Raw genomic sequence first — 20,542 nt, 5'->3', positions numbered from 1 at the left:
CTATTGGCGGATGATATCATACAATCGGTTTATTACAATCAAATGCCCGACACCGTACGGCGGAAGATTGCTGTCTTGCTGCATCGCGTATGGCCAGAGGAGGATGGATTGCCAGAGGATACGATTCCGACTGCCCACGATGAAGCGCTGAATGCGCGTTCCTTCTACGCCTATGCAGATGGAAAATTAGTCAGCTATACGGGAGTTGTCTCCAAAGCGATCGAGCATGAGGGAGAGAGGTTCAGGCTATCAGGACTTAGCTGTGTAGCGACTGACCCTGATTATCGTGGTTTGGGCTATGGGCTAAAAACAGTCACCGCCGCTACCCGATGGATGGAGCAGAGCGGAGTCGATCTCGGCATATTTACATGCCATCCAGCTCTCGCTGATTTCTACCATCGAGCCGGCTCCTGGCCGGCTGTGCCCGATGTAAGCCTTATTGGCAGTCGTGATGAAGGGGCGTTAACGAGTGACTCGCTGCAGGTCGCTGTGCTGATGCGCCTGTTTTCGGCAAAGGCTATTGCCCATAAGAAGGTACTCCGCAACACGACGATCCATCTTGATCTCCCTGTCGGGCAATTTCTGTAGGGATGGTTCAAAGCCATCCCTTCTCCTCGGCAATGGCCGCGGCCTGCTGCCTCGACTCGGCATCCAGCTTTTGAATGGCAGAAGACAGATAATTTCGTACCGTTCCAATCGTCAGGAAGAGGGATTTGCTGATTTCGCTTGTCGTCAAGCCTTCCTTCGTAAGCCGCAGCATCTCAGCTTCCCTCTCGCTTAATGGATTCTCATTGTTCATGAAGAGCACTGCAGCCAGATCGGTGCTGATCAGCCGTTCTCCAGCCATGACCCTACGAATGGATTCAATGAGATAGTCGATCGGTTCATCCTTAAGCAGATAGGCATTCACTTGGGCATTCATTGCCTTTTGCAAATAACCAGGTCGGGCAAAGGTGGTAACGATCACAATTTTGCAGGGAAGGCCGGCATCTCTAATTTGCATTGCCAACTCTAAGCCGTTCATGTGCGGCATTTCAATATCTACCACGCATACGTCAGGCTTATGCTGCTGTATGGCTTCCCATGCCTGCTTCCCATCCGCCACTTCCGCCAATACTCCAATATCATCTTCGAACTTCAGCAATGAGGCAAAGGCACCTCGCAGCATCTGCTGGTCTTCAGCAATCACAACGCGAATCATGTAGCTGCATTCTCCTTTCCGAGATGATGGAGGGGGAGCATCATTGCAACCGCAGTCCCTCCGGCAGGCGAGCATTTCACTGTAAGAGTGCCGTTCAGCGCGTGCATTCGTTCCTTCATTGACAGGATGCCATTTCCACCTTCTTTTTGATTCAGCCCGACACCGTCATCCGTTATGCATATGGTATATCTGCTATCTACTACCTGAAGCTGTATCGTGCAGTGCTGCGCCTGACTATGCTTAATCGTATTTGTAATTGCTTCCCGCACAGAGAGAGCAATCATCGTTTCCTCGACACTGGATAGCAGTGGGGGAGAGCCATGCTCTATAATTTCAAGCTCAATGCCAGCCGTATGAAGCAGCTTGCGCGAATGCGCCAGCTCACTTGTCAGTGAAATGAACTTCATCTCGGAAACGAGTTCCCGTACTTGCTTAAGGGCAATTCGCGAGGTGTTGAGGATGTCGTTCAGCTCTTCTTTGGCCTGCTTAGGGTCTTTATCTACCCATCTAGCAGCCAGCTCGCTTTTCAGTTTGATCATCGTTAAGGTTTGTCCCAGCGTATCATGGAGATCGCGTGCGATGCGGTGCCTTTCCTCCTGCAGGGCATATTGTTCAAGCTGTTCATTGGCAGAATCCAGCTGGCCTTGCAGGCTGGCCGCTCGCGCTCTTATGTATAAGATAGAAGGCAGGAGTATCTGGATAATGATAATGGGGAGATGCATCATATACCTGGCATAGAAATCACTTACTCCCCATCTTGCGACTACCGCGTACATAAGGGCTATGGCTGCAGTTCCGACGCCGATTTGCCATTTGGACTTCGATCTGCCCAGCAGATCGGCGAATATAAATCCGAACATGAGAAGATTGGGGTCAATAAAGATACTGAGTACCGCAATCGTGCCGAGACCAGATACAACAGCTGCCAGCAGATAGATATTCCGATGCCATAATGCAATATAGAAGGAAATCAAAAATAAGCTTAGGATCATAAGGGATCCCAAGAGACCAAGATCGGAACGCGTGCTCAGGACAAAATAGCACAAATATACGATTGCAATTACATCTATGAGCAGAAACTGTTTCATCTGATCTCTTGGGTAGATCTTCATCGATAGCCTCCAGATTCACCTAGACTGAAAAATGCCTACCGCACGCTTGCGAACAGACTCCATAGGGCCAAGCTTAAAGATCCGCAGCCACCTTGAAGCGAACCATAGCTGGAACACGGAGATCTCAACCCAGATTGCGATAATGGTTAACGAATTCAACTTGCCGCCTAATGCTAAGCCCCAGCCATAACAGAGCACGGAAGCAATCACATTTTGCATAACATAGCAGCTTAACGACATCTTTCCTGTGTTTTCAAGGATGCGCCACAGTCGATCCAATTTGTTATATTGTACCATTTTACCAATGAGTGCTATATACCCAATCGACAGAAAGGGAGCAAATAAATAGCGGACGGGCATGTCGAAAATGCCGCCGGGTATGAAGATAAGCAGGTTCAACGGCACCCCGACGTAGATGCCCAGCTTCAAAAGCTTGCTGCGTTGTCGCTGCCCATTCTCATCTGGAGCGAACACTCCGGAGCGCATAAGGCGAACGCCGAGTAAAAACAGAAACACATTCAACGGAATGACAAAAATGGGCTCAAAACGAAGCTGTACGAAATGAGATAGTCGATATTGGACTTGCTCCAGCCATGAACCGTCCTTGTAGAGAGTGACCACCTGATCAAAGTTCCCTAGTGACATATTGGCGCCCATTAACCCAAGCATAAGGATACTCAAAATTGCGATGACATGTACGCTGCCAATCACTCTCATCGTGATAGATATGGCGCGATCGCCACCACGAATAATTAAGGCGGCAATCATGCCTGTTATGCCGTAGCTCATTAAGATGTCATACTCCATTACGAGAATAAAATGAAGCAAGCCCTCCAATAGCAAAACAAGAAGCACCCACATATAGACGCCCGGCCAGGCCTTGCCCACACGCTTCGCCTGCTGATACTTCATTTCCATGCCTACTCCGAACATGATCGTTAATAAGCCGAGCATCTTGCCATTTACGAAAAATAATACGATCATGCGGAGCAGATCATCGAGCTTCCACCAGCCCGTATACGCGTACGTGGTGAGATAAGATAAATCTCCTAGATGTGCAAATATCCAAATATTTGTCCCCAATGTGCCTAGAATTGCAAATCCCCGCAAAATATCGAGCAGACGGATTCTCTCCTGACGTTGTTCCACATGTACTCATCCTTCCCTCATATTCATCATGCAGCTTTATTGTAGTGGGGAAGAGGGGCGGTGGAATATTCACAGCTGTAAAGGAATTAGGATGACAGGTGTCATATTGTTCGAATTTGGATAGCAAGGAATATTGTTGCGCAGGATAAGGCTACAGGATTTTGAAAGAAGGAGATAGCCGCCATATGGATCATATGATTTTTCAGGTTGGAACCGCCTTGCTGTTAGTTACCGCCGCCTCGCTAATCGCTGGGAAACTAAAGTTTTCGATCATTCCTTTCCTCATCGTTCTCGGAATGTTGGTCGGACCGCATGCTCCAGTGATCGGCTTGTTCGACTTAACCTTTATAGAGAGTCAGTACATAATAGCTTTTCTCGGGCGGATGGGAGTACTATTCCTGCTCTTCTACATTGGTCTAGAGTTCTCGGTTTCGAAGTTAATTAAGTCTGGGCGCAATATAGTATTTGGTGGTACCGTATATGTCGTACTGAACTTTGTGCTGGCAATGGCTTACGGATTTTTAGTTAATTTTCCGCTGTATGAAACGTTAATCATTGCAGGGCTGATGTCTGTATCCTCCACTGCCATCGTAGCCAAGGTTTTGGTCGATCTTAGACGTACAGGCAACTCCGAAACAGAGCTGATATTGGGCATGATTTTGTTCGATGATCTCTTTCTGGCCGTGTTCTTATCCGTTATGTCCGGCCTTCTGCTTGGGGGGGCCACATCTATTGGCGGAGTTCTGCTCTCCGTAGGGATTTCCATGGGGTATATGCTCGTATTCTTCATCATCGCAAGAGTGGGGCCGCCAGTATTGAACAAGCTGTTAAATATCACATCGAACGAAATCTTTATTATAGTCGTGTTTTCCCTGCTATTCTTTATTGCCGGGTTCTCGGAAACCCTGCATGTAGCTGAGGCTATCGGTGCGCTCTTATTTGGACTTGCTTTGTCAGAAACAGAGCACAGCAAGCGAATAGAGCATCTGGTTGTTCCTTTCCGGGATTTCTTCGGTGCGATATTCTTCTTCAGTTTCGGTCTAAGCATAGATCCGCTGACGCTGGGTGATGCTGCATGGATGGCTCTAGGGGCTGTGCTGCTCACGGTGGTGTCCAATATGGTTGCAGGCTGGATGGCAGGACGTAAGGCAGGATTATCCTATAAGGCTTCGACGAATATTGGACTTACTATTATGGCGCGGGGGGAATTCACCATTATAGTGGCGAACTTAGGTATATCAGCCGGTTTGATGCCTTTACTTAAACCTTTCTCCGCGCTGTATGTACTCGTGCTGGCTATAGTTGGCCCACTGCTGGCGAAAGAGTCGAAATATGTGTATAGCGGTCTGAACCGCATATTCAAATGGAGCAATACCAAAGAAAAAGCAAACGTACCAAATAAATAGGATTGAAGGGAGATGTCAGGCCATATGGCAACGATAAGGGAAACGGAACTACCGGGTATCGGGAAAAAGTATCAGATGGAAGCTGCGTCGGGGGATAAAGTCGTCGTCGTTATCCATGATGATGGCAGAAGAGAAGTATACCATTTCGAAGATGACGATCCAGAGCAGAGCATTTCCCAAGTGACACTGGAGGATGAAGAAGCAAGACAGCTTGCGTCTATTATCGGCGGCATGAGCTATAAGCCGAAGGCATTGGATACTATCCAAGTGGAACTTGATGAACTCGTCATTGAATGGTGCAAGGTAGGGCCGTCCTTTCCATGCATCAATAAATCCATTGCCGAGCTGCAAATTCGCCAGCGCACGGGAGCAACAATCCTGGCTGCTATTGAAAAAGGAAAGCAGTATATCAATCCCGATCCTGAGGTACAGCTTACGCCCAATATGACACTCGTCATTGCAGGAGAGCGCAAACAAATCAAGCAGCTCAAAGAGCTGCTCGCACAAGGATAACGGATAATTGTAGTCGGAGAGCATCTGCTTGGATAATAGCAGGTGCTCTTTTTTGTTTTGCTGAGATAAGACTAGCTGTGTTTGCCGTGTTTGCTGCCTCCCTCCATTTCTCCTCTAATGATTTGCATGAGCAGATTAGCAGAGGACGACTGCATATATTCCTGGCCGCCTCGCCTCTGCAAGAAGCCGATTTGAATCAGGGGATCGGCGATGTTGACGTCAATTGCTGCGACTTCCTTCATCAGTGGTGTGGTATCCAATACGACGCCCACGGCAGAAGTATTCTTCACAAAGTGTGGAATCGAGGATATTTGACTTACGGTGCTCAAGTTAGGCGATAATTCGAATCTGGCGAAATGCTTTGATAAACGCAGCGAATATAAGCAGTTTGGCCCGCCAGCTATGATCGGGTAATGGAGAAGCTCTTCCAATGGGATATTCTCCTGTCTACACAAAGGATGCGCCTGATCTGCAATGAACGTGATCCTCTCTTGATACAGCGGCTGAAAATAGAAGGGAGACGCGTCGGAAGGCTCGCCGCAGATGGCAAAGTCCAGCTCCTTTTGCAGGATGGATTGGGAAAGGAAATCGGTGTTTCCCGCCACAACGTGACATTGCATGTTCGGCTTATGCGCTCGGAACTTCCGCAATGCGTTCGGTAATACCGTCTCCATCATGGATTCAATTCCTCCAATCCGTACAGACCCAATTTCGTCCTGCTGCAATGCCTTCGCCTGTTCCGAGATATAGTTCCAATGCTGAATGAGACTGTCAATCTCCGCTGCCAGCATGTGGCCGGCACGGGTCAATTCCGCATCCCAGCCTCTGTTGAACAATGGTATGCCCAGCTCTTTTTCCAAGCGTTGAATTTGACTCGTAATGGTAGATTGTGCGTAATTCAGCTTCTCGGCTGCTCGGGAGAAAGTCCCTTCTTCAAGTATGGTTTTGAATGCGGTTAGTTCTTTGAGATCCATTTGCTTGTTGTCACCTCTATCGAAATAATCGAATAAGATCATGATTTTATTCAATTATACAAATGGAATTAGCGGGCGTACAATGGAGGCATCTCAGAGAAGGAGTCGATCGGAAATGCCATTCATTCGAGTTAGTTACATGGAGGAGCAATATGACACCCGCCAACTTGAACAAATCAGTAAGTCAATCATGTGCGCTTTAATAAGGCATTTCAATGTGCCGGAAGATGATTATTTTCAAGTCTTTCATGCCCATAGGGCGGGGGGATTTTTCTACAGCAAGAATTACTTGAATGTTGAACGGAGCGATGGCTTGCTCTATATCCATATCACACTTAAATCGGGGAGGACGGAACAGCAGAAAACAAGCTTTTATGCGATGCTGGCTGAGGAGTTGTCGAACACGGTGAGTATAAGAAAAGAAGATGTATTTGTTGTGCTTGTTGATAATGAATTCGATGATTGGTCGTTCGGCAATGGCATTGCTCAAATGCTGGATCGTCAGACAAAGAGGGGTGAATGGCATGGCACATCGAGCAATTAAACCGCATGTAAGCGAGTCGTTAAGAGAATTAGCTCCGGCATTTGTTGATTATTCGGAGAATGTGTTGTTCGGAGACCTGTGGCAACGGGAGCAATTATCGCTGCGGGATCGGAGTCTGATTACGATTTCTGCGCTAGTTGCGGGCGGATTGATGGAACAGCTACCTTATCATTTGCGACTCTCGGTAGAGAATGGACTGCAGCAGGAAGAAATCGTGGAAGTGATAACACACCTTGCGTATTATGCAGGCTGGCCGCGTGCAGCTTCGGCGCTGCAGGTGGTAGAGGCGATCTTCGGGAAAATGGCGTAATCATGGATAGAGAAAGCACAGCACTAGCGAATAGCTAAGTACTGTGCTTTTTACGTTCAATATTGCTGAATTACGAATTCTGTAACTCCAAAGGCAAAAATGCATAATCTCCGTCTCTTACGATTTCGCATTTGCGAACCGGAATCGGGTGCTTAAATAGAGGGCCGTCGATCACGGTCGTATGGAACTCTCCGCCTTCACCACATGGATCAATTCCGCGTGCGAGAAGCTCCTCCACGAACTCGTGAGTCAGCACACGTCCTAAATCTTCTTCCTTCATGCCCTTCGACAGATTGACTGTCACCAGCATCGTAACAAATCCAAGATTGATGAATTCCTGAACTGCCCCCAGATGATCCATTTCCCAGAGCGGCATTCCTAAGCCTAGCCCTGCATTCTTCGTTACTCGATCATGCCAGCAGCCGTGTTCCGGTACATCCAAGTCCCCCGTCACTAGCACTTCTGCACCTTGCTCCTTCGCATGTGCTAACAGCCCCATAAAGACAGACTCATAGTCCGTCCAGCTTGCCGCACCTGCAAATATAGGCAGCCCGATGGCCTCGGCTTGTGCACGGATAAGCTCAGGCGGCATGCCGTGGGAGCGGGAACGCTTGCCCTCTTCTTCAAGCATGACAATTAAGCCGACTGCTTCTCCGCCCTGCATGGCCTTATAAAGTGCCAATGTACTATCTTTTCCTCCGCTGAAGGAAGCAATAAATTTATGTCCGTGAGCACCGTTTTTCCAAGTTGTTGCGTCTGTCATGGTTGTACGCTCCTTTGTTGTATGCATGGTAGATATGGCTCGGTTGATAAAAGAATGTCGCACGACATGTGTTTTATATTTGGATACTTTATTTTAACACTATTACGTGTGAAGGAATATGCGCAATGCAATAGTAGGCGTTTCCGATTTTAGGCATGAGAACCTTCGATGGAGACCGCCTTTTGATTGCAATTATAGTAAAATGGTAGGATGAACCAAGTTGAGGTGATAGAGATGATATATAATCTTGAAGCGTTACAGAAAGCGCACCAAGCGGGGAAGAAGCTCAAGTACTTATTCTTCTGGGGGCATACGCCTCCTGCTGACGGAAGCATCAATCAGAGCTGCTTCAGCCAATGGTGGACAGCTAGCTTTACAGTAGATGGCCATAAATATAGCTGCACGGAGCAGTATATGATGGCAGAAAAGGCAAGGCTGTTCGGTGATAACGAGATGTTGGAAGCCATTATGAACGCGAAGCACCCGAAGCAAATGAAGGCGTTCGGACGTGCTGTGAAACGTTTTGACAACGAGGTGTGGAGCCGCGAATGTTATGACATCGTGAAGCGAGGCAACTTCGCGAAATTTTCGCAAAATGAGGAACTGTGTGCGTTTCTCAAGGCGAGCAAGCAGCGGATTTTAGTGGAGGCAAGCCCAGTTGACCGCATCTGGGGTATTGGAATGGCTAAGGATCATCCAGATGTGGAGAATCCGATGAAATGGCGTGGCGATAATTTGTTGGGATTCGCTCTAACCGAAGTGCGAGATCAGTTATTGGCGAATGGAACGGAGTGACGCCGCCACAGCCAAATAGGCTGCCCCTAATGTTAGAAGGCAGGGGGCAGCCTATTTACTTAACCGTTAGTGATTCTCCTTGTCAACCATAACGATAGATTGCCCACGATACATACATGCGGAGCTCCATTTTTATCGTAGTACCGGTAAGGCGAGCGCATATATCCCTGCCATGTAGTTCGTATGCGGCTTATGCATCGTTGCGGCGCGATTCATTCGAATTCCCTCCTCACTTATTTAAACCCGGTTAATGCTGAGCCAGACTGCATGAAATATTTCTGCCCGAAGAAGTAGAGGACGATCATCGGCAGTGTCATAATGGTGGAGGCGGCCATGAGCTTCTCCCACTGTGCCCCATGATCCTGCTGGAAGCCTTGCAGGCCAAGCGTTATCGTCCATTTGGCTGAATCGTTCAAATAAATTAGCGGCCCCATAAAATCCACGTACGCCCATACGAAAGAGAACAATGCCACGGTAACGAGGGCGGGCTTCAGGATTGGCAGAATAATTCGGATATAAATTCGAATCTCAGAAGCCCCATCTATCTTAGCCGCCTCAGACAGTTCTGTCGGTATACCCATTAGAAATTGCCGCAACAGGAAGATAAAGAAGGGCGCCCCGAAGAAAGCTCCGATCGTTAACGGCAAAATCGTATTCACCCACCCAAGCTTTGTGAAGATGATATATTGCGGGATCAACTGAACCTGTGCGGGTAAAATCATCGTGGCAACAACGATCGAGAAGATGATGCCGCGCCCTTTCCACGGTATTCTTGATATGGAATACGCAACAAGCGGCGCTGCGAATAATTGTCCGATAATATTGACGGTACAGATGATGAGCGTGTTGGTCATATACCGGGCGAAGGGGATGGTTTCTAGGGCGGCTGCATAGTTGGACCATTGGAAAGTGTCCGGCAGTAGGTTAGGCGGAAGCTGGAAGATCTCATCCGGTGTCTTTAGGGAGGTCATGACCAGCCATAGAAACGGAAATAGAAACAGAAACGAGAATAGAATAAGCACGGCATGCGGCAAAATCGATTTTCGAAGCTTCGCGGCCACGTCAGTCACCTCCGTAATAGACCCAGCGTGCCGAGGTCTTCATGAGCACGAATGTAATGAACAGGACAAGGATGAATAAAATCCAGGCAAGAGCAGAGGCATAGCCCATTTTCAAGTACACGAATGCTTCTTGATACAGATTAACTGCATAGAACAGCAGGGATTGATCCGGCCCGCCGAGTGATTTGCCCCCGTCTACTTTCCCGCCAGCCAGGATGTACGATTCCGTGAAAATCTGAAATGATCCGATCAAGCCCATAATGAGCTGGAAGAGGATAATAGGTGACAGTCCGGGAATGGTGATGTTCCAAAATCGATGCCACCAGTTCGCCCCATCAACTTGAGCCGCTTCGTAATATTGCATCGGCACGCCCTGCAAGGCAGCGAGGAAGATGAGAGCTCCTGCACCGGTTCCCCATAAGCTCATGAGAATTAATGAGGGCTTCGTATACTGGGGATCCAGCAGCCAAGCGGGATCGGGGAGTCCTAAGGAGCGTAGTAGGGTATTGATTAAGCCAAAATCCGGGTTCAGCATCCACGTCCATAAGAGGGCGCTGGCGACGATCGGAATGACGGAAGGCAAATAGAAAATCGTCCGATAATAGTTGATTCCCTTCACCTTCGTATTCAACAGCAGGGCAATCAACAGGGAGACAATAAGCGTAATAGGCACAGCAATGAAGGTCATGAACAAGGTGTTGCGAAGTGAACGATAGAAGCTCTCGTCCTCAAATATTTGCTTATAGTTATTCAATCCAACCCACTTGGGCGAGCTGAACAGATCATACTCTGTCAGGCTGAAATATAAGGAACTGAAGAACGGATATACCGTAAAGGCTAGAAACCCGATAATCCATGGGGCAGCGAACGCTAGACCGAGGAGGAAAGTATGCCGCTCCTTCTTCGACCAGCCTCTCTTCTGCTTAGGTGGGGCAATGGATGAGGAGACGTTCATCTTGAGTGCCCTCCTTTCGTCAACAAATACGTAAATCGGCTCTGGCTTTGCTGCAAGTAGCCGGATGCGAAGGCCATAATCTACACAACTTTTATTTCACAAGCGGCTGAATCTTGTCTTTCACCTTCTTCAAGCCTTCTTCCATGCTTACGGTACCCCTCAGAATGGCATCAACCTGTACGGCGAACTCCGCAATATACTCGTTGGCGAAGGAAGTGGCTGGGAAAGAGCGCAAGTTCTGGCTCGTGGAGTAATCCAAGAACTCCTTGAACCCTGGCACATCATTATAGGCGGGATTCTTCAATGCAGACAGCTTCGTCGGCAAATTCCCAATCGCTGCCGTGAATTCGGCCATCTGCTGCGGCTCTGTCATCCACTTCAGGAACTTCCAAGAAGCATCCGGATGCTTTACACCCTTCGGGATGTAGAATACGCTTGTCGTTACATTGCCTGGGTTCTTCAGCTCTGGGTGATTCTCGTCGTAAGGAATAGGGGCGATGCCGTAGTTGAGAGTAGGAGCGAACTGCTTAATAAAGGTTGGCAGCCACTCGCCGTCAATCGTCATGGCATACTTGCCGGAGAAGAACGGATTCTGAGCGGACATATATTGCCCGAGACCGGAAGAGAAACGATCTAGATTAGCTGAGCCGTACTGATCCCAGATGCCCTTGGATAGTTCGAGCGCAGCTTTGACCCCAGCATTGTCGGGTGTTACCTGCTTCGCAGCCACATCGTAGAACGAGCCATTGTACGCATTCGCGAAGGTGTACGTATCCATTCCCGGCCATAATCCGAGCCGTTGCAGGCGGCCTCCATTCTCCACAATGCTAAGTGCCTTGATGTACTCCTTAAGTTGACTGATCGTCTCCGGCGGCCCGTTGAAGCCAGCCTCCTTCAAAATATCTTTGTTATAAAACAGCATCGTTACGTGCATGGCAATCGGTATGGCATATGTGTTACCGTCGTGCTGGGAAGTGCTGATCGCAGCGGGAACGAAGTCTTTCATATCAACGCCGTCTTTAGTGATGTAATCATCAAGCGGCATCATGGCCCCGCGAAGTCCCCAGGGCACTACATTTTGCCCGAATTGGGACGCGATATCGGGAGGATTGCCTCCCGTGATGGCGGTCAACTGCTTCTGATAATCACTCTGGGACAACCCCTTCACCTGAATATCCGGATTGGCAGAGTTCCACTTGGCAATCAGCTTCTCCAGCGCTGCTGCCTCCGGCCCAGTCCATCCATACCAGAAGCTTAGTTCTACCTTGTCCTTGGAGGATGAATTGCCAGACGCTCCTTCTTCGCTGGAGGTGTCCCCCCCAGAACAACCTGCAAGCATGGAGAACGCGAGAATGAATGCAAGACACCACATCAACGGCTTTCTTTTCATGACTTTTCCCCCTCCATCATTCAAAAATGTATACTTCCGCTCTTCCTATTACACAGAGTGTGCGCGTAGGGAATGCTGCCTGAAGCACCTGGAAGTGTTCAAATATCGTCGTCAATTTCCCTCCCTTCTGGGCTTGGAGTATTCCCATGGTAGCATGTATGCGCTTTATTTTGATTTCATTTTCGTGTGCAAAAGTGGGATTATCGTATGCGTGGCGTGCCTGGCTCCTGCTGGATCGCTTGCTTGCGGTAGGAGGTAGGGGAAATGCCGGTGTATTTCTTGAAGATGCGGCAGAAATAAGAAAGTTCGTTGAATCCGATCGCATAGCAGACATCGGTAACGGACAGTTCGGGCTGCTTCAACATCGTAAGGGCATGAAACATGCGAAGATCCGCTAGGTAACGATTGAATGTCTTGCCTGTCCATGCTTTGAATATGCTGCAGAAGGTGGAGCGGGACAATTTCGCTAGCGAGCAGAGCGTGTCCAAATGAAGGTCCTCATGATAGGCTGCATGGATATAATCGATGACCCCTGTCATAATCGAGCGATATTTCTCGGTTTTCTCGTATCCCTCCTGCACAAGATCCTTGTTAATTTCCCGGATGAGCATCGAGAGGAGGAGAAGCAGGTTGGATTTCAGTACGATTTGGAAGAAAGGGGATCGCCGCTCATATTCGGCAAGCATTTCTTTAAGCACATGACGGACGCGCATTTCCGTAATGTGTTCGAGTGTAATTTTTGATTGTATGCTATCATCGCCGCTGAGGAAGTATTCCAGATAGGCAACATCGAAAAAGAGGGGTTCCATCGGTTTCTCCTCGAAGCGCTCGTTAATAAAAGAAGGCATAAACTCACAGCCGTAGATCTCAATGTTCTGATCAGGGGGAATATCAATACTGTGCAAGGTATATGGGGGGATGACAAAAATATCACCCTGTTCAATCTCGAATTGCCGATTGCTGACGGTATGCCGGAAAGCCCCTTTTGCCACATACCAAATTTGAAAATAGTCGTGGCAGTGATAGGTCAGACTATGCTGCCTGTACAGCCTGTACATTTTGCAGGGCAAGTCTTCGAGCATTTCCATTTTGGATGTGAAGTAGATAATGCCTGAATGAGTCCATTTCCCAATGTCGGCTGCTTTCCACTGAATATCCAATGCCGTTCACTCCTTTGCATCTTGTAAATGGGGATCGTCTGAAGAGAATGCCATTCCATCAAGCATGCTAGTCAGTTAGCTGTAAGATGCAAATATCCTCCCGCAGAAGAAGTGCAGGAGGATATTTATCTTATTGCAAGTATATTCGCGTGCCCCTCGTAACCTTGACTGCGTTTCACAGATTACAGGGTTTGTCCGCTGTCTACCGTGATGATTTGCCCCGTCATCGCTTCTTGCTCCAAGGCGGAGCAGATGAACTGAGCTATATCTTCTGGTGTGGAGATGCGCTGCAGCAACAGATTCGGAGCCAGACGCTGCATCCGTTCTTCCTGACCAAGCCACCATCTTGTTGCTACCGCCCCCGGAACGACGCAATTGACCCGAATGCTGGGTGCAAGCGCTCGTGCTAAGGATTTGGTCAAGCCATGAACTGCCGCCTTGGATACCGCATAGGGAAGGGAAGAGCCGAGTCCCGTCTGTCCAGCTATACTGCCGACGTTGACGATCGCACCACACTGCTTCTCCTTCATATAAGGTGCGGCGGCCCGCGCACAGTAGAACATCCCCTTCACATTCACACCGAACATCTCATCCCATATGTCCTCCGTTGCAGCGTCGAGATTCTCCATCGGAATATGCTTCGTAATGCCTGCGTTGTTTACCAGTACATCAATCGTCCCGAAGGCCTGCACAATCTTATCAACCATTGCTCTAACTTCATCATCTTGCGAAATATCAGCTTGAACCGCTATGGCGCGCCCGCCACTTGCACGAATGAGTTGTACGGTTTCTTCTGCATCGGCCTCGGAACGCGAGTAGTTAATGGCAACCGCTGCTCCACGCTTTGATAGAGTAAGAGCGACCGCCCTGCCAATTCCGGTGCCTCCACCCGTTACGACTGCCACTTTATGCTTCAAATTCATACGTATTCTCCTCTCCCTGTTCATCCTATGTCCATTGTATCGGATGCCTATCTATCTGTATAATTGAATGATATGAAGAGATGATTCAATAATATTGAACTTATGAGCAGGAGTACGCTAATGGATATCAAAACATTAAAAACATTCCAGTGTATCGTTAAATACGGAAGCTTTAACCGTGCAGCAGAGGAAATGAACTACGCACAATCTACCATTACGATGCAAATACAGAAGTTGGAGAAGGAGATGGGCGCACAGCTTTTTGACCGAGGAAAAACGATTCAACTAACAGAGGCAGGCAGAATGTTCTACGAACAGAGCCTGGATATTGTACATCGCATGGAACAGCTGCAGATCAATATTGCGGATATGAGCAACGGGGAAGCAGGATCAGTCCGCATTGGCGTAACGGAACCGACGGCTAGCCATCGGCTGCCTATTCAGATCGCACAATTCATGAACAACTATCCGAGGATTCGTATTGCTGTAGAAATTGCGAGCACGCCTGTATTGGCGGAGAAGCTGCTTCGCGGCGAAATTGATTTTGCGATTTGCTCGTCTCCAGAGGTAGGCACCGATCTTCACTTTGAACCGCTATTCGTAGAGAAGTTTGTTCTGTTATTGCCAGAAAATCATTCGCTCACTGCACGCAATACCATTCAACTGGCAGATATCGAGGGGCATCGCTTATTGATCACAGCAGCGACTTGTCCGTATCGCAAAAAGCTTGATTTCATCCTGCGGGAAGCCGGACAGTTATCTATGGACACCATGGAGATTGGCAGCATGACGGCACTGCAGCATTACGTACAAAGGGGGCTAGGAATTGCCTTAGTCCCAAAAATAATGGTGAACCCGATACCAGAAGGGACAACTGTACGAGCGATAGACGGAGTCGAAGTGGACATGCTGTCCGGCATGCTTAGTAGATCAGGGGAACATCCGTTAAAGTGTGCAGCCGCAAATATATATCGGTTTTTGGAGAGGGAACTTCGCCAGAACTGATGTGGACGAATGTTTAGCTTATCTGTAACAAGTCTGCAAAACGTTGAAATTATTGTTAAGGAGTTAATATTTATTGACTAACAATAAATACTGATCTACAATGGGTCTCAAATCCATAGAAAACGGAAGTTGAGGCTGGGGAAATGAAAACATCCATGAGTTCAAGAGTTGTGAACATCATTGTGGCATGCGGTATTGTGTTAACCTTGCTCGCGCTTTTGGCGACTCCTTTACTGCTGACCGCCTTTTTGAAGAGTGCCTATTCGATTCTAGATCAGGACATGGTGACGGTGATTACGAGCAGTATCTATTTATGCGCGGTGCCGTTTGTGATGGCTTTATTTCAGCTCAAGAAACTTAGTAAAATAGCGGTAGGCGGCAATCCGTTCACCTATCATACCGCAAAGGCATTGAAAGTCATTGCAGTCTGTGCATTTATTGAGATTATCTTGTTCAATGGTTGTTCCGTATTTTTGATATACGCTTACGATCTATTCTTGTATGCGGCGACTATCGTCCCGATGGTAGTCGTAACGTTCATTGCGCTAACAGGTGGGTTATTGAGCTTAACCTTGGCTCAGTTGTTTGAGGAGGCTGCGAGAATCAAGGAGGAAAACGATCAAACGATATAAAGCGAGGTTATAGTTGTGGCAATTATCGTGAATCTGGATGTAATGATGGCCAAGCGGAAGATGAGTTCAACCGAGCTCTCGAAGCAATTGGGCATCACGATGGCTAACCTGTCGATATTGAAGACGAATAAAGCGAAGGCGGTACGCTTCTCTACACTCGATGCACTATGCAAAATTTTAGACTGTCAGCCCGGCGATATTCTCGAATATGTTGAGGATGAAGAAGAGCAGGGAGACAGCTCGGACACCTAAGAAGTGCGGGATATCCGTCAATAAGCTGAACACCACAAAAAGCAATCAACAGCCGTCCGAATGGCCTCGGGGCAAGTGGATTGCTTTTTTTGTTTGTTGTCTGTTATTGTACCGTCACAATCGTAACGCCTTTCATCACATTGGCGGGCTTATCCTTGTTATACAGCCAATAGGAAGGTGTATCCGCAATCTGTTGAATTCGCAGGAAGAATGCTGACTGCGGCAGTTGATCGGATTGAATGATAAGCATATTGCCGTCGACAGAAATAAGTTCTGGTGGAAGGGGGAGCTCTGCCTTGCCCGTTACAATGCTCACACTGCCGGGACGCTTGGCGGAAGCTTCATCAATCCGCTTTTGAAACGATATCACGACCTTGTCTCGCTGTGGTCTGGCGACCGCAGTCGGAACAGGGGCTTCGTCGTACATATACTTGCCGAGATGATATTCATAGGCAGTCCAAGTAGAGAACCCCATGTCCTGTGCTACCTCGCCGAATTCTTGAAGCCAGCTGCGATCCTTCACCATTGACAGGGTAGAGCCAATATCGGCCTGCACACCTAGCGGGATGTTCGGATGGACGGCACGTATCTGATCCACGAAGTTCTGGTAGCTGCGAATATACTGTGGCGGCAGCTTGCTCTGCGGCTTCATCCAATCTGGCCAATGCGTTTGCAGGAAGTGAAGGTCAGGCTGAACGGCCGAGATCATCGCCGCAGCATCGAGCCCTTGCAGCTCGCGGAGCTTGGCAACAGAGTCAGGTCCGGCGTCTATCGCCAGCGACCAAGTAGCCACTAGGATGTCGCATCGGGCTTCTCGTACTCCGCCTTCTCCGTTCATGACCTCATTCAGGAAGCTGTTCACCGCTTTGACGCGAAAATCGATCCAATCCTGATATAGCGCCTTATTGGTCAGATAATAGTCTGGATCGCGTGGATTGGTGAAGTTCGGTATGCGTGGGTGCCCGTACTGTTCCTTGAATGCCGCTTGGGCAAGGGGGCCAACATCGCCGTATACACCACGCTTAATTCCGTCCCATTCAGGGAAATACGGTTCTGCTACCTCGATCCCGTCAAAAGGATAATCGCGTACCAATTGGGCGAGCTTCTGCTTCTTCCATTGGACATAGTCCTTACTATGCGGGGAGAAGCGATAGTAACCGTCATTCACAGGCTTCAGCAGTTCCATTTGCCAGCTAGGCCATTCCGGAGGGAATCCCTCTACGGAGTAAGATCCGTTGCCGAGTACAAGCGCCCATACGTACAACCCTCTCTGCTTGAATGCCTCAATGAGTTCACGATTGACGTTGTTTTCGTTGACGACGAAATAATGGACGCCCACAAAGCCATTTTGGATAATCTCATCAGCAATGCTGGCTGCCGAGCGATCTTGATAATAGCGGAAAGTCGGATCTACCTGGATCGTAGGCCCTACAAGGGCAGGGGAATGTTGTTTCGCAAGTGGTGAGCAGGGATGCAGCTTCTGCTTGGGCGATGTATTCGTGATCGATGACAGTAAGATGGGAGGAGGTAAGCGATCCGTAAGGGAACCGGTTAATCCGAAATTGCGAAACGAACGAAATGAAAACATCACAATACCTCCTCTTATGCCAGCTTCTTGCTGCATTACCTCTGCCTCATGTTGAACCAGAGCCTACTGTGGCTCAATTATTATTGTTACTTTATAACGAATTGGTTCATGAAATGCAAATTGTCCATTTCACTTTTCACTTGCATTACGAATGGACAGCAGCGCAAGGGAGCTCAATCCATTCATACGGCTGCTGCAATGCTTTCATTCCATTTTCAATAATGGAAATAATCATAATTGTCTGCTCAGACGGAACAGTCGCATGACCAGACTCGAAGAAAGCAACCAAGTCGCGGGCGAACAGCTGGAAGAAGTCCGATTCCACCTTCAAGATGCGGCTGCTGCCTGAGTGATATTTTACTGCCATCGTAAATGGGCATTCGTCGCCAAGATGGCGAACTGTCGCTTGCCTGCCATCCCCGAATTCAATCAGCAGCGCAGGGGCTGTCTTCGTTCCAATAGACATTACTCGCTTCGCGTCTGCTCCCATCAGCGAAACAATCGGTTCGATCTGATGAATGGAGTAGTTATGAAATGCACCAGGCCCCAAGCTGGCTATAACCTCAATCCCATCACGGTCTGCTTCGGTATATTCCGCTGAATATCGCAGGGCCGATGAGGAGTATAGCGGCGTGCCGTGCTTAGCAGCATGTTCGAACAATCGAATGGCCGCAGCCCGATCAGGGGCGAACGTCTTATCGATATACGTCGGCTTGCCAGAAGCCAGCGGCAGCTCAGCAAGGATTTCGTGCTGCTCTGGATGGTCAGGGGCGAGCACGATTAGGTAATCACTCTGCGCGACAACTTGCTCAATGCTGTCCAATAGCTGAACACCATGCTTCTCCGCCCATGCAGCATTGCTGAGCCCATGTTCCGAATCCTTCAGGCCATAGGCATAGGCGACCTCCATGGTTCCTTCAGAAGCATTGCGAATCCATGCTGGATAATTATTGGCATGCCATTCGTCTAAGTAATAATCGATAAACCCGATCTTCTTCATGCGAACGAACCTTCCTTCGCGAACGAGATTTCCCTTCTTTGTTCGGATGAATCGTAAATAGCTTGCAGCATCTTGGCAGTCAGAATAACCGTATCAATATGGGAAGGCAGCTTCTCGCCGGATTTAATACAGGAGATGAAGCTGTCAATCTCGTTCTGGAACATATCTGTCTTATTGAACTTCGGCGTGCTCTCCATCAGAGCCCCATGCTTCGCGCTGTAGATCGTGAAGTCTGCGCCGTACTGCAGGCGGATGCCAGCCTTATCGCCTAGGAAGTCGATGTACATTTCATCCACGCCAATGTTTTGAGCCCAAGCGCCATTGACTGTAATGGAAGGACCGGAAGTGCGGATCATTGCCGTTACAAAGTCATCTACATCGTACGTGCCTGCATAATTCGGAGGCCCTGCCCACATGTTGATGTAGGAGTAGTTCTCCATATCCGTGCCCAGCTTGCTATAAGCCTGACCGGTCACGGTCTGCGGATCTGGATCGCCCGTGCAGTACATCACGATATCGAGGAAATGTACGCCCCAATCAATGAGTGCGCCGCCGCCGGCAACAGCCTTGTTCGTGAAGTCCCCGCCAAGACCAGGGATCGAACGCTGGGAGCGGAAGCTGACGTAAACATGGTACAGTTCGCCCAAATCGCCGTCGGCAATCATCTTTTTAATAATATTCACGCCAGTATTGAACCTATTTACGACCCCGATGTTCAGCGTCATGCCTGTTTCATGCTGCACCTTCTGCATCTCCAGTGCCTCTGCATACGTTCTGGCAGCTGGCTTCTCGCACAGCACATGCTTGCCTGCGCGCATGCAATCAATCGCGATGGAGGCATGGCAATAGTTCGGTGTACAGATGGACACAGCTACGACTTCCGGATCATCCAGAATGATATGATAATCCTCAATTGCTTCCCCACACTCGTACTTCTCGACAGCTTGCTCTGCCCGTTCCTTACGAATATCGCAGAAATACTTAATCTCTACCTCTGAATTCGCCATATAAGACGGGATGTGGGCACTGTTGGCAATCGTCCCGCAGCCGATAATGGCAACAATCGTTTTACTCATATCGAATCCCTCCAAGGTATGGGGCCAGTAAGGAACTAGGCCGAATTAGTTCTAGTGACTTGCGAAATAAGTACTCCCATGGTAGCATGTATGCGCTTTAATTAATTTGACTTTCGTATATAAAATTGGGATTATTGTTCGATTTTCGAGTAGGGATCGCCTCAATCTACGTCTTCTACATAGCTACTGCAATGGGCGTGCATATTTTACAGATTCCGGACAAATCCCATATATAGTGGAATCCTTGCCATCAATCCCATATACTTAGAGCTTACTGATTTGAAAATATAGAATGAATGGAGTTATGAAACATGTCTAATTTGCCTAACTGCCCTTCCTGCCAATCGGAATATACGTATGAGGATCGCAATATGCTGGTATGCCCGGAATGCGGGCACGAGTGGTCTGCGAATGCAGATGCTAGCCATTCGGAAGATGACAAGGTCATTCGCGATGCGAACGGCAATATATTGAACGACGGAGATACGGTATCTGTCATTAAGGATTTGAAGGTAAAGGGAAGCTCTTCCGTGATCAAAATCGGAACAAAGGTGAAAAATATTCGCCTTGTTGACGGCGATCATGATATTGATTGCAAAATCGATGGCTTTGGCGCAATGAAGCTGAAGTCTGAATTTGTAAAAAAGATATAAGCGAGCTATGCGAAAATGTAAAACCCACCTAGACAACTGTCACAGGTGGGTTTTATTGTATCCGCTATTCAATTTGCAAG

23 protein-coding genes are annotated in these 20,542 nt (G+C 48.4%); 10 read left to right on the top strand and 13 right to left on the bottom strand.

The features are described from left to right. Positions 1–3 precede the first annotated feature (3 nt). Positions 4–588 (top strand): GNAT family N-acetyltransferase, encoded by a 585-nt coding sequence (locus BLS15_RS24915; protein ID WP_090514317.1) that lies wholly within the window; start codon positions 4–6, stop codon positions 586–588. A 7-nt stretch (positions 589–595) separates the two neighbouring features. Here BLS15_RS24915 and BLS15_RS24910 read toward each other — a convergent pair whose 3' ends face one another. From BLS15_RS24910 to BLS15_RS24900, 3 genes are read right to left on the bottom strand one after another with little or no spacing between them, the layout of a single operon-like run. Continuing rightward, positions 596–1,201, bottom strand: coding sequence for a response regulator transcription factor (locus BLS15_RS24910; RefSeq protein WP_090514314.1), 606 nt, complete (start codon positions 1,199–1,201; stop codon positions 596–598). Beyond that, a complete protein-coding gene (locus tag BLS15_RS24905) occupies positions 1,198–2,313 on the bottom strand; it encodes a sensor histidine kinase (RefSeq protein WP_090514311.1) in 1,116 nt (371 codons plus the stop codon). The genes BLS15_RS24910 and BLS15_RS24905 overlap by 4 nt, the downstream gene beginning before the upstream one ends. Positions 2,314–2,328: 15 nt before the next feature. Then, positions 2,329–3,462, bottom strand: coding sequence for a DUF418 domain-containing protein (locus BLS15_RS24900; RefSeq protein WP_090514308.1), 1,134 nt, complete (start codon positions 3,460–3,462; stop codon positions 2,329–2,331). A 185-nt stretch (positions 3,463–3,647) separates the two neighbouring features. Here BLS15_RS24900 and BLS15_RS24895 point away from each other — a divergent pair, with 185 nt between their 5' ends. Together BLS15_RS24895 and BLS15_RS24890 are read left to right on the top strand one after the other, a co-directional pair. After that, positions 3,648–4,868, top strand: coding sequence for a cation:proton antiporter (locus BLS15_RS24895; RefSeq protein WP_021257444.1), 1,221 nt, complete (start codon positions 3,648–3,650; stop codon positions 4,866–4,868). Between the two features lie 24 nt (positions 4,869–4,892). After that, the gene (locus BLS15_RS24890; RefSeq protein ID WP_021257443.1) at positions 4,893–5,381 is read left to right on the top strand and encodes a cation:proton antiporter regulatory subunit; all 489 of its coding nucleotides are present in this window, start codon (positions 4,893–4,895) and stop codon (positions 5,379–5,381) included. Between the two features lie 71 nt (positions 5,382–5,452). On the opposite strand, the gene BLS15_RS24885 is transcribed toward BLS15_RS24890, so the two are convergent. Further along, positions 5,453–6,355, bottom strand: coding sequence for a LysR family transcriptional regulator (locus BLS15_RS24885; RefSeq protein ID WP_021257442.1), 903 nt, complete (start codon positions 6,353–6,355; stop codon positions 5,453–5,455). Between the two features lie 115 nt (positions 6,356–6,470). On the opposite strand from BLS15_RS24885, the gene BLS15_RS24880 reads away from it, so the two are divergent. Further along, a complete protein-coding gene (locus BLS15_RS24880) occupies positions 6,471–6,899 on the top strand; it encodes a tautomerase family protein (RefSeq protein ID WP_090514305.1) in 429 nt (142 codons plus the stop codon). Beyond that, positions 6,880–7,209 (top strand): carboxymuconolactone decarboxylase family protein, encoded by a 330-nt coding sequence (locus BLS15_RS24875; RefSeq protein WP_021257440.1) that lies wholly within the window; start codon positions 6,880–6,882, stop codon positions 7,207–7,209. Before BLS15_RS24880 ends, BLS15_RS24875 begins: the two co-directional genes overlap by 20 nt. Positions 7,210–7,279: 70 nt before the next feature. On the opposite strand, the gene BLS15_RS24870 is transcribed toward BLS15_RS24875, so the two are convergent. Next, positions 7,280–7,972: a Dph6-related ATP pyrophosphatase gene (locus BLS15_RS24870; RefSeq protein WP_021257439.1), complete on the bottom strand. Its 693-nt coding sequence runs from the start codon at positions 7,970–7,972 to the stop codon at positions 7,280–7,282. A gap of 234 nt (positions 7,973–8,206) precedes the next feature. On the opposite strand from BLS15_RS24870, the gene BLS15_RS24865 reads away from it, so the two are divergent. Continuing rightward, positions 8,207–8,767 (top strand): NADAR family protein, encoded by a 561-nt coding sequence (locus BLS15_RS24865; RefSeq protein ID WP_021257438.1) that lies wholly within the window; start codon positions 8,207–8,209, stop codon positions 8,765–8,767. Positions 8,768–9,000: 233 nt separating this feature from the next. Here BLS15_RS24865 and BLS15_RS24860 read toward each other — a convergent pair whose 3' ends face one another. The 5 genes from BLS15_RS24860 to BLS15_RS24840 form a co-directional block, all read right to left on the bottom strand. Then, the gene (locus BLS15_RS24860) at positions 9,001–9,828 is read right to left on the bottom strand and encodes a carbohydrate ABC transporter permease (RefSeq protein ID WP_021257437.1); all 828 of its coding nucleotides are present in this window, start codon (positions 9,826–9,828) and stop codon (positions 9,001–9,003) included. Between the two features lies 1 nt (position 9,829). Then, entirely contained in the window at positions 9,830–10,783 is a 954-nt protein-coding gene (locus BLS15_RS24855) for a carbohydrate ABC transporter permease (protein ID WP_021257436.1), read from the bottom strand. A 91-nt stretch (positions 10,784–10,874) separates the two neighbouring features. After that, positions 10,875–12,173: an ABC transporter substrate-binding protein gene (locus BLS15_RS24850; protein ID WP_028533282.1), complete on the bottom strand. Its 1,299-nt coding sequence runs from the start codon at positions 12,171–12,173 to the stop codon at positions 10,875–10,877. A gap of 200 nt (positions 12,174–12,373) precedes the next feature. Beyond that, positions 12,374–13,333, bottom strand: coding sequence for a helix-turn-helix domain-containing protein (locus BLS15_RS24845; protein WP_036667494.1), 960 nt, complete (start codon positions 13,331–13,333; stop codon positions 12,374–12,376). Positions 13,334–13,515: 182 nt separating this feature from the next. Continuing rightward, positions 13,516–14,256, bottom strand: coding sequence for an SDR family NAD(P)-dependent oxidoreductase (locus BLS15_RS24840; protein WP_021257433.1), 741 nt, complete (start codon positions 14,254–14,256; stop codon positions 13,516–13,518). Between the two features lie 120 nt (positions 14,257–14,376). On the opposite strand from BLS15_RS24840, the gene BLS15_RS24835 reads away from it, so the two are divergent. The 3 genes from BLS15_RS24835 to BLS15_RS24825 all read left to right on the top strand — a co-directional run bounded on the left by BLS15_RS24835 (position 14,377) and on the right by BLS15_RS24825 (position 16,145). After that, positions 14,377–15,261, top strand: a complete 885-nt coding sequence (locus BLS15_RS24835; RefSeq protein ID WP_021257432.1) for a LysR family transcriptional regulator — start codon at positions 14,377–14,379, stop codon at positions 15,259–15,261. 143 nt (positions 15,262–15,404) lie between these two features. After that, positions 15,405–15,893 (top strand): DUF2975 domain-containing protein, encoded by a 489-nt coding sequence (locus BLS15_RS24830; RefSeq protein WP_021257431.1) that lies wholly within the window; start codon positions 15,405–15,407, stop codon positions 15,891–15,893. A 15-nt stretch (positions 15,894–15,908) separates the two neighbouring features. Beyond that, on the top strand, positions 15,909–16,145 hold the full coding sequence (locus tag BLS15_RS24825) for a helix-turn-helix domain-containing protein (RefSeq protein WP_021257430.1): 237 nt from the start codon (positions 15,909–15,911) through the stop codon (positions 16,143–16,145). A gap of 103 nt (positions 16,146–16,248) precedes the next feature. On the opposite strand, the gene BLS15_RS24820 is transcribed toward BLS15_RS24825, so the two are convergent. The 3 genes from BLS15_RS24820 to BLS15_RS24810 all read right to left on the bottom strand — a co-directional run bounded on the left by BLS15_RS24820 (position 16,249) and on the right by BLS15_RS24810 (position 19,809). Next, complete coding sequence (locus tag BLS15_RS24820; protein ID WP_090514395.1) at positions 16,249–17,733, bottom strand: N-acyl-D-glucosamine 2-epimerase; 1,485 nt, start codon at positions 17,731–17,733, stop codon at positions 16,249–16,251. Between the two features lie 145 nt (positions 17,734–17,878). Next, positions 17,879–18,733 (bottom strand): Gfo/Idh/MocA family oxidoreductase, encoded by an 855-nt coding sequence (locus BLS15_RS24815; RefSeq protein ID WP_090514302.1) that lies wholly within the window; start codon positions 18,731–18,733, stop codon positions 17,879–17,881. Next, positions 18,730–19,809 (bottom strand): Gfo/Idh/MocA family protein, encoded by a 1,080-nt coding sequence (locus tag BLS15_RS24810; protein WP_021257427.1) that lies wholly within the window; start codon positions 19,807–19,809, stop codon positions 18,730–18,732. Before BLS15_RS24810 ends, BLS15_RS24815 begins: the two co-directional genes overlap by 4 nt. Before the next feature lie 311 nt (positions 19,810–20,120). Here BLS15_RS24810 and BLS15_RS24805 point away from each other — a divergent pair, with 311 nt between their 5' ends. Continuing rightward, a complete protein-coding gene (locus BLS15_RS24805; protein ID WP_072729239.1) occupies positions 20,121–20,462 on the top strand; it encodes a zinc ribbon domain-containing protein YjdM in 342 nt (113 codons plus the stop codon). Positions 20,463–20,542: the final 80 nt, after the last annotated feature.

Source organism: Paenibacillus sp. cl6col (assembly GCF_900102125.1).
Lineage (GTDB): Bacteria > Bacillota > Bacilli > Paenibacillales > Paenibacillaceae > Paenibacillus_B > Paenibacillus_B suaedae.
The sequence above is the reverse complement of the archived record's forward strand: the minus strand, read 5'-3'. Positions and strand labels throughout refer to the sequence as shown.

What these genes read in the sequence shown, in the direction of transcription:
- BLS15_RS24910 (WP_090514314.1), bottom strand. Translation starts at nt 1,201, where the DNA reads ATGATTCGCGTTGTGATTGCTGAAGACCAGCAGATGCTGCGAGGTGCC.
- BLS15_RS24905 (WP_090514311.1), bottom strand. Translation starts at nt 2,313, where the DNA reads ATGAAGATCTACCCAAGAGATCAGATGAAACAGTTTCTGCTCATAGAT.
- BLS15_RS24895 (WP_021257444.1), top strand. Translation starts at nt 3,648, where the DNA reads ATGGATCATATGATTTTTCAGGTTGGAACCGCCTTGCTGTTAGTTACC.
- BLS15_RS24890 (WP_021257443.1), top strand. Translation starts at nt 4,893, where the DNA reads ATGGCAACGATAAGGGAAACGGAACTACCGGGTATCGGGAAAAAGTAT.
- BLS15_RS24885 (WP_021257442.1), bottom strand. Translation starts at nt 6,355, where the DNA reads ATGGATCTCAAAGAACTAACCGCATTCAAAACCATACTTGAAGAAGGG.
- BLS15_RS24880 (WP_090514305.1), top strand. Translation starts at nt 6,471, where the DNA reads ATGCCATTCATTCGAGTTAGTTACATGGAGGAGCAATATGACACCCGC.
- BLS15_RS24875 (WP_021257440.1), top strand. Translation starts at nt 6,880, where the DNA reads ATGGCACATCGAGCAATTAAACCGCATGTAAGCGAGTCGTTAAGAGAA.
- BLS15_RS24870 (WP_021257439.1), bottom strand. Translation starts at nt 7,972, where the DNA reads ATGACAGACGCAACAACTTGGAAAAACGGTGCTCACGGACATAAATTT.
- BLS15_RS24865 (WP_021257438.1), top strand. Translation starts at nt 8,207, where the DNA reads ATGATATATAATCTTGAAGCGTTACAGAAAGCGCACCAAGCGGGGAAG.
- BLS15_RS24855 (WP_021257436.1), bottom strand. Translation starts at nt 10,783, where the DNA reads ATGAACGTCTCCTCATCCATTGCCCCACCTAAGCAGAAGAGAGGCTGG.
- BLS15_RS24850 (WP_028533282.1), bottom strand. Translation starts at nt 12,173, where the DNA reads ATGAAAAGAAAGCCGTTGATGTGGTGTCTTGCATTCATTCTCGCGTTC.
- BLS15_RS24840 (WP_021257433.1), bottom strand. Translation starts at nt 14,256, where the DNA reads ATGAATTTGAAGCATAAAGTGGCAGTCGTAACGGGTGGAGGCACCGGA.
- BLS15_RS24835 (WP_021257432.1), top strand. Translation starts at nt 14,377, where the DNA reads ATGGATATCAAAACATTAAAAACATTCCAGTGTATCGTTAAATACGGA.
- BLS15_RS24830 (WP_021257431.1), top strand. Translation starts at nt 15,405, where the DNA reads ATGAAAACATCCATGAGTTCAAGAGTTGTGAACATCATTGTGGCATGC.
- BLS15_RS24820 (WP_090514395.1), bottom strand. Translation starts at nt 17,733, where the DNA reads ATGTTTTCATTTCGTTCGTTTCGCAATTTCGGATTAACCGGTTCCCTT.
- BLS15_RS24815 (WP_090514302.1), bottom strand. Translation starts at nt 18,733, where the DNA reads ATGAAGAAGATCGGGTTTATCGATTATTACTTAGACGAATGGCATGCC.
- BLS15_RS24810 (WP_021257427.1), bottom strand. Translation starts at nt 19,809, where the DNA reads ATGAGTAAAACGATTGTTGCCATTATCGGCTGCGGGACGATTGCCAAC.
- BLS15_RS24805 (WP_072729239.1), top strand. Translation starts at nt 20,121, where the DNA reads ATGTCTAATTTGCCTAACTGCCCTTCCTGCCAATCGGAATATACGTAT.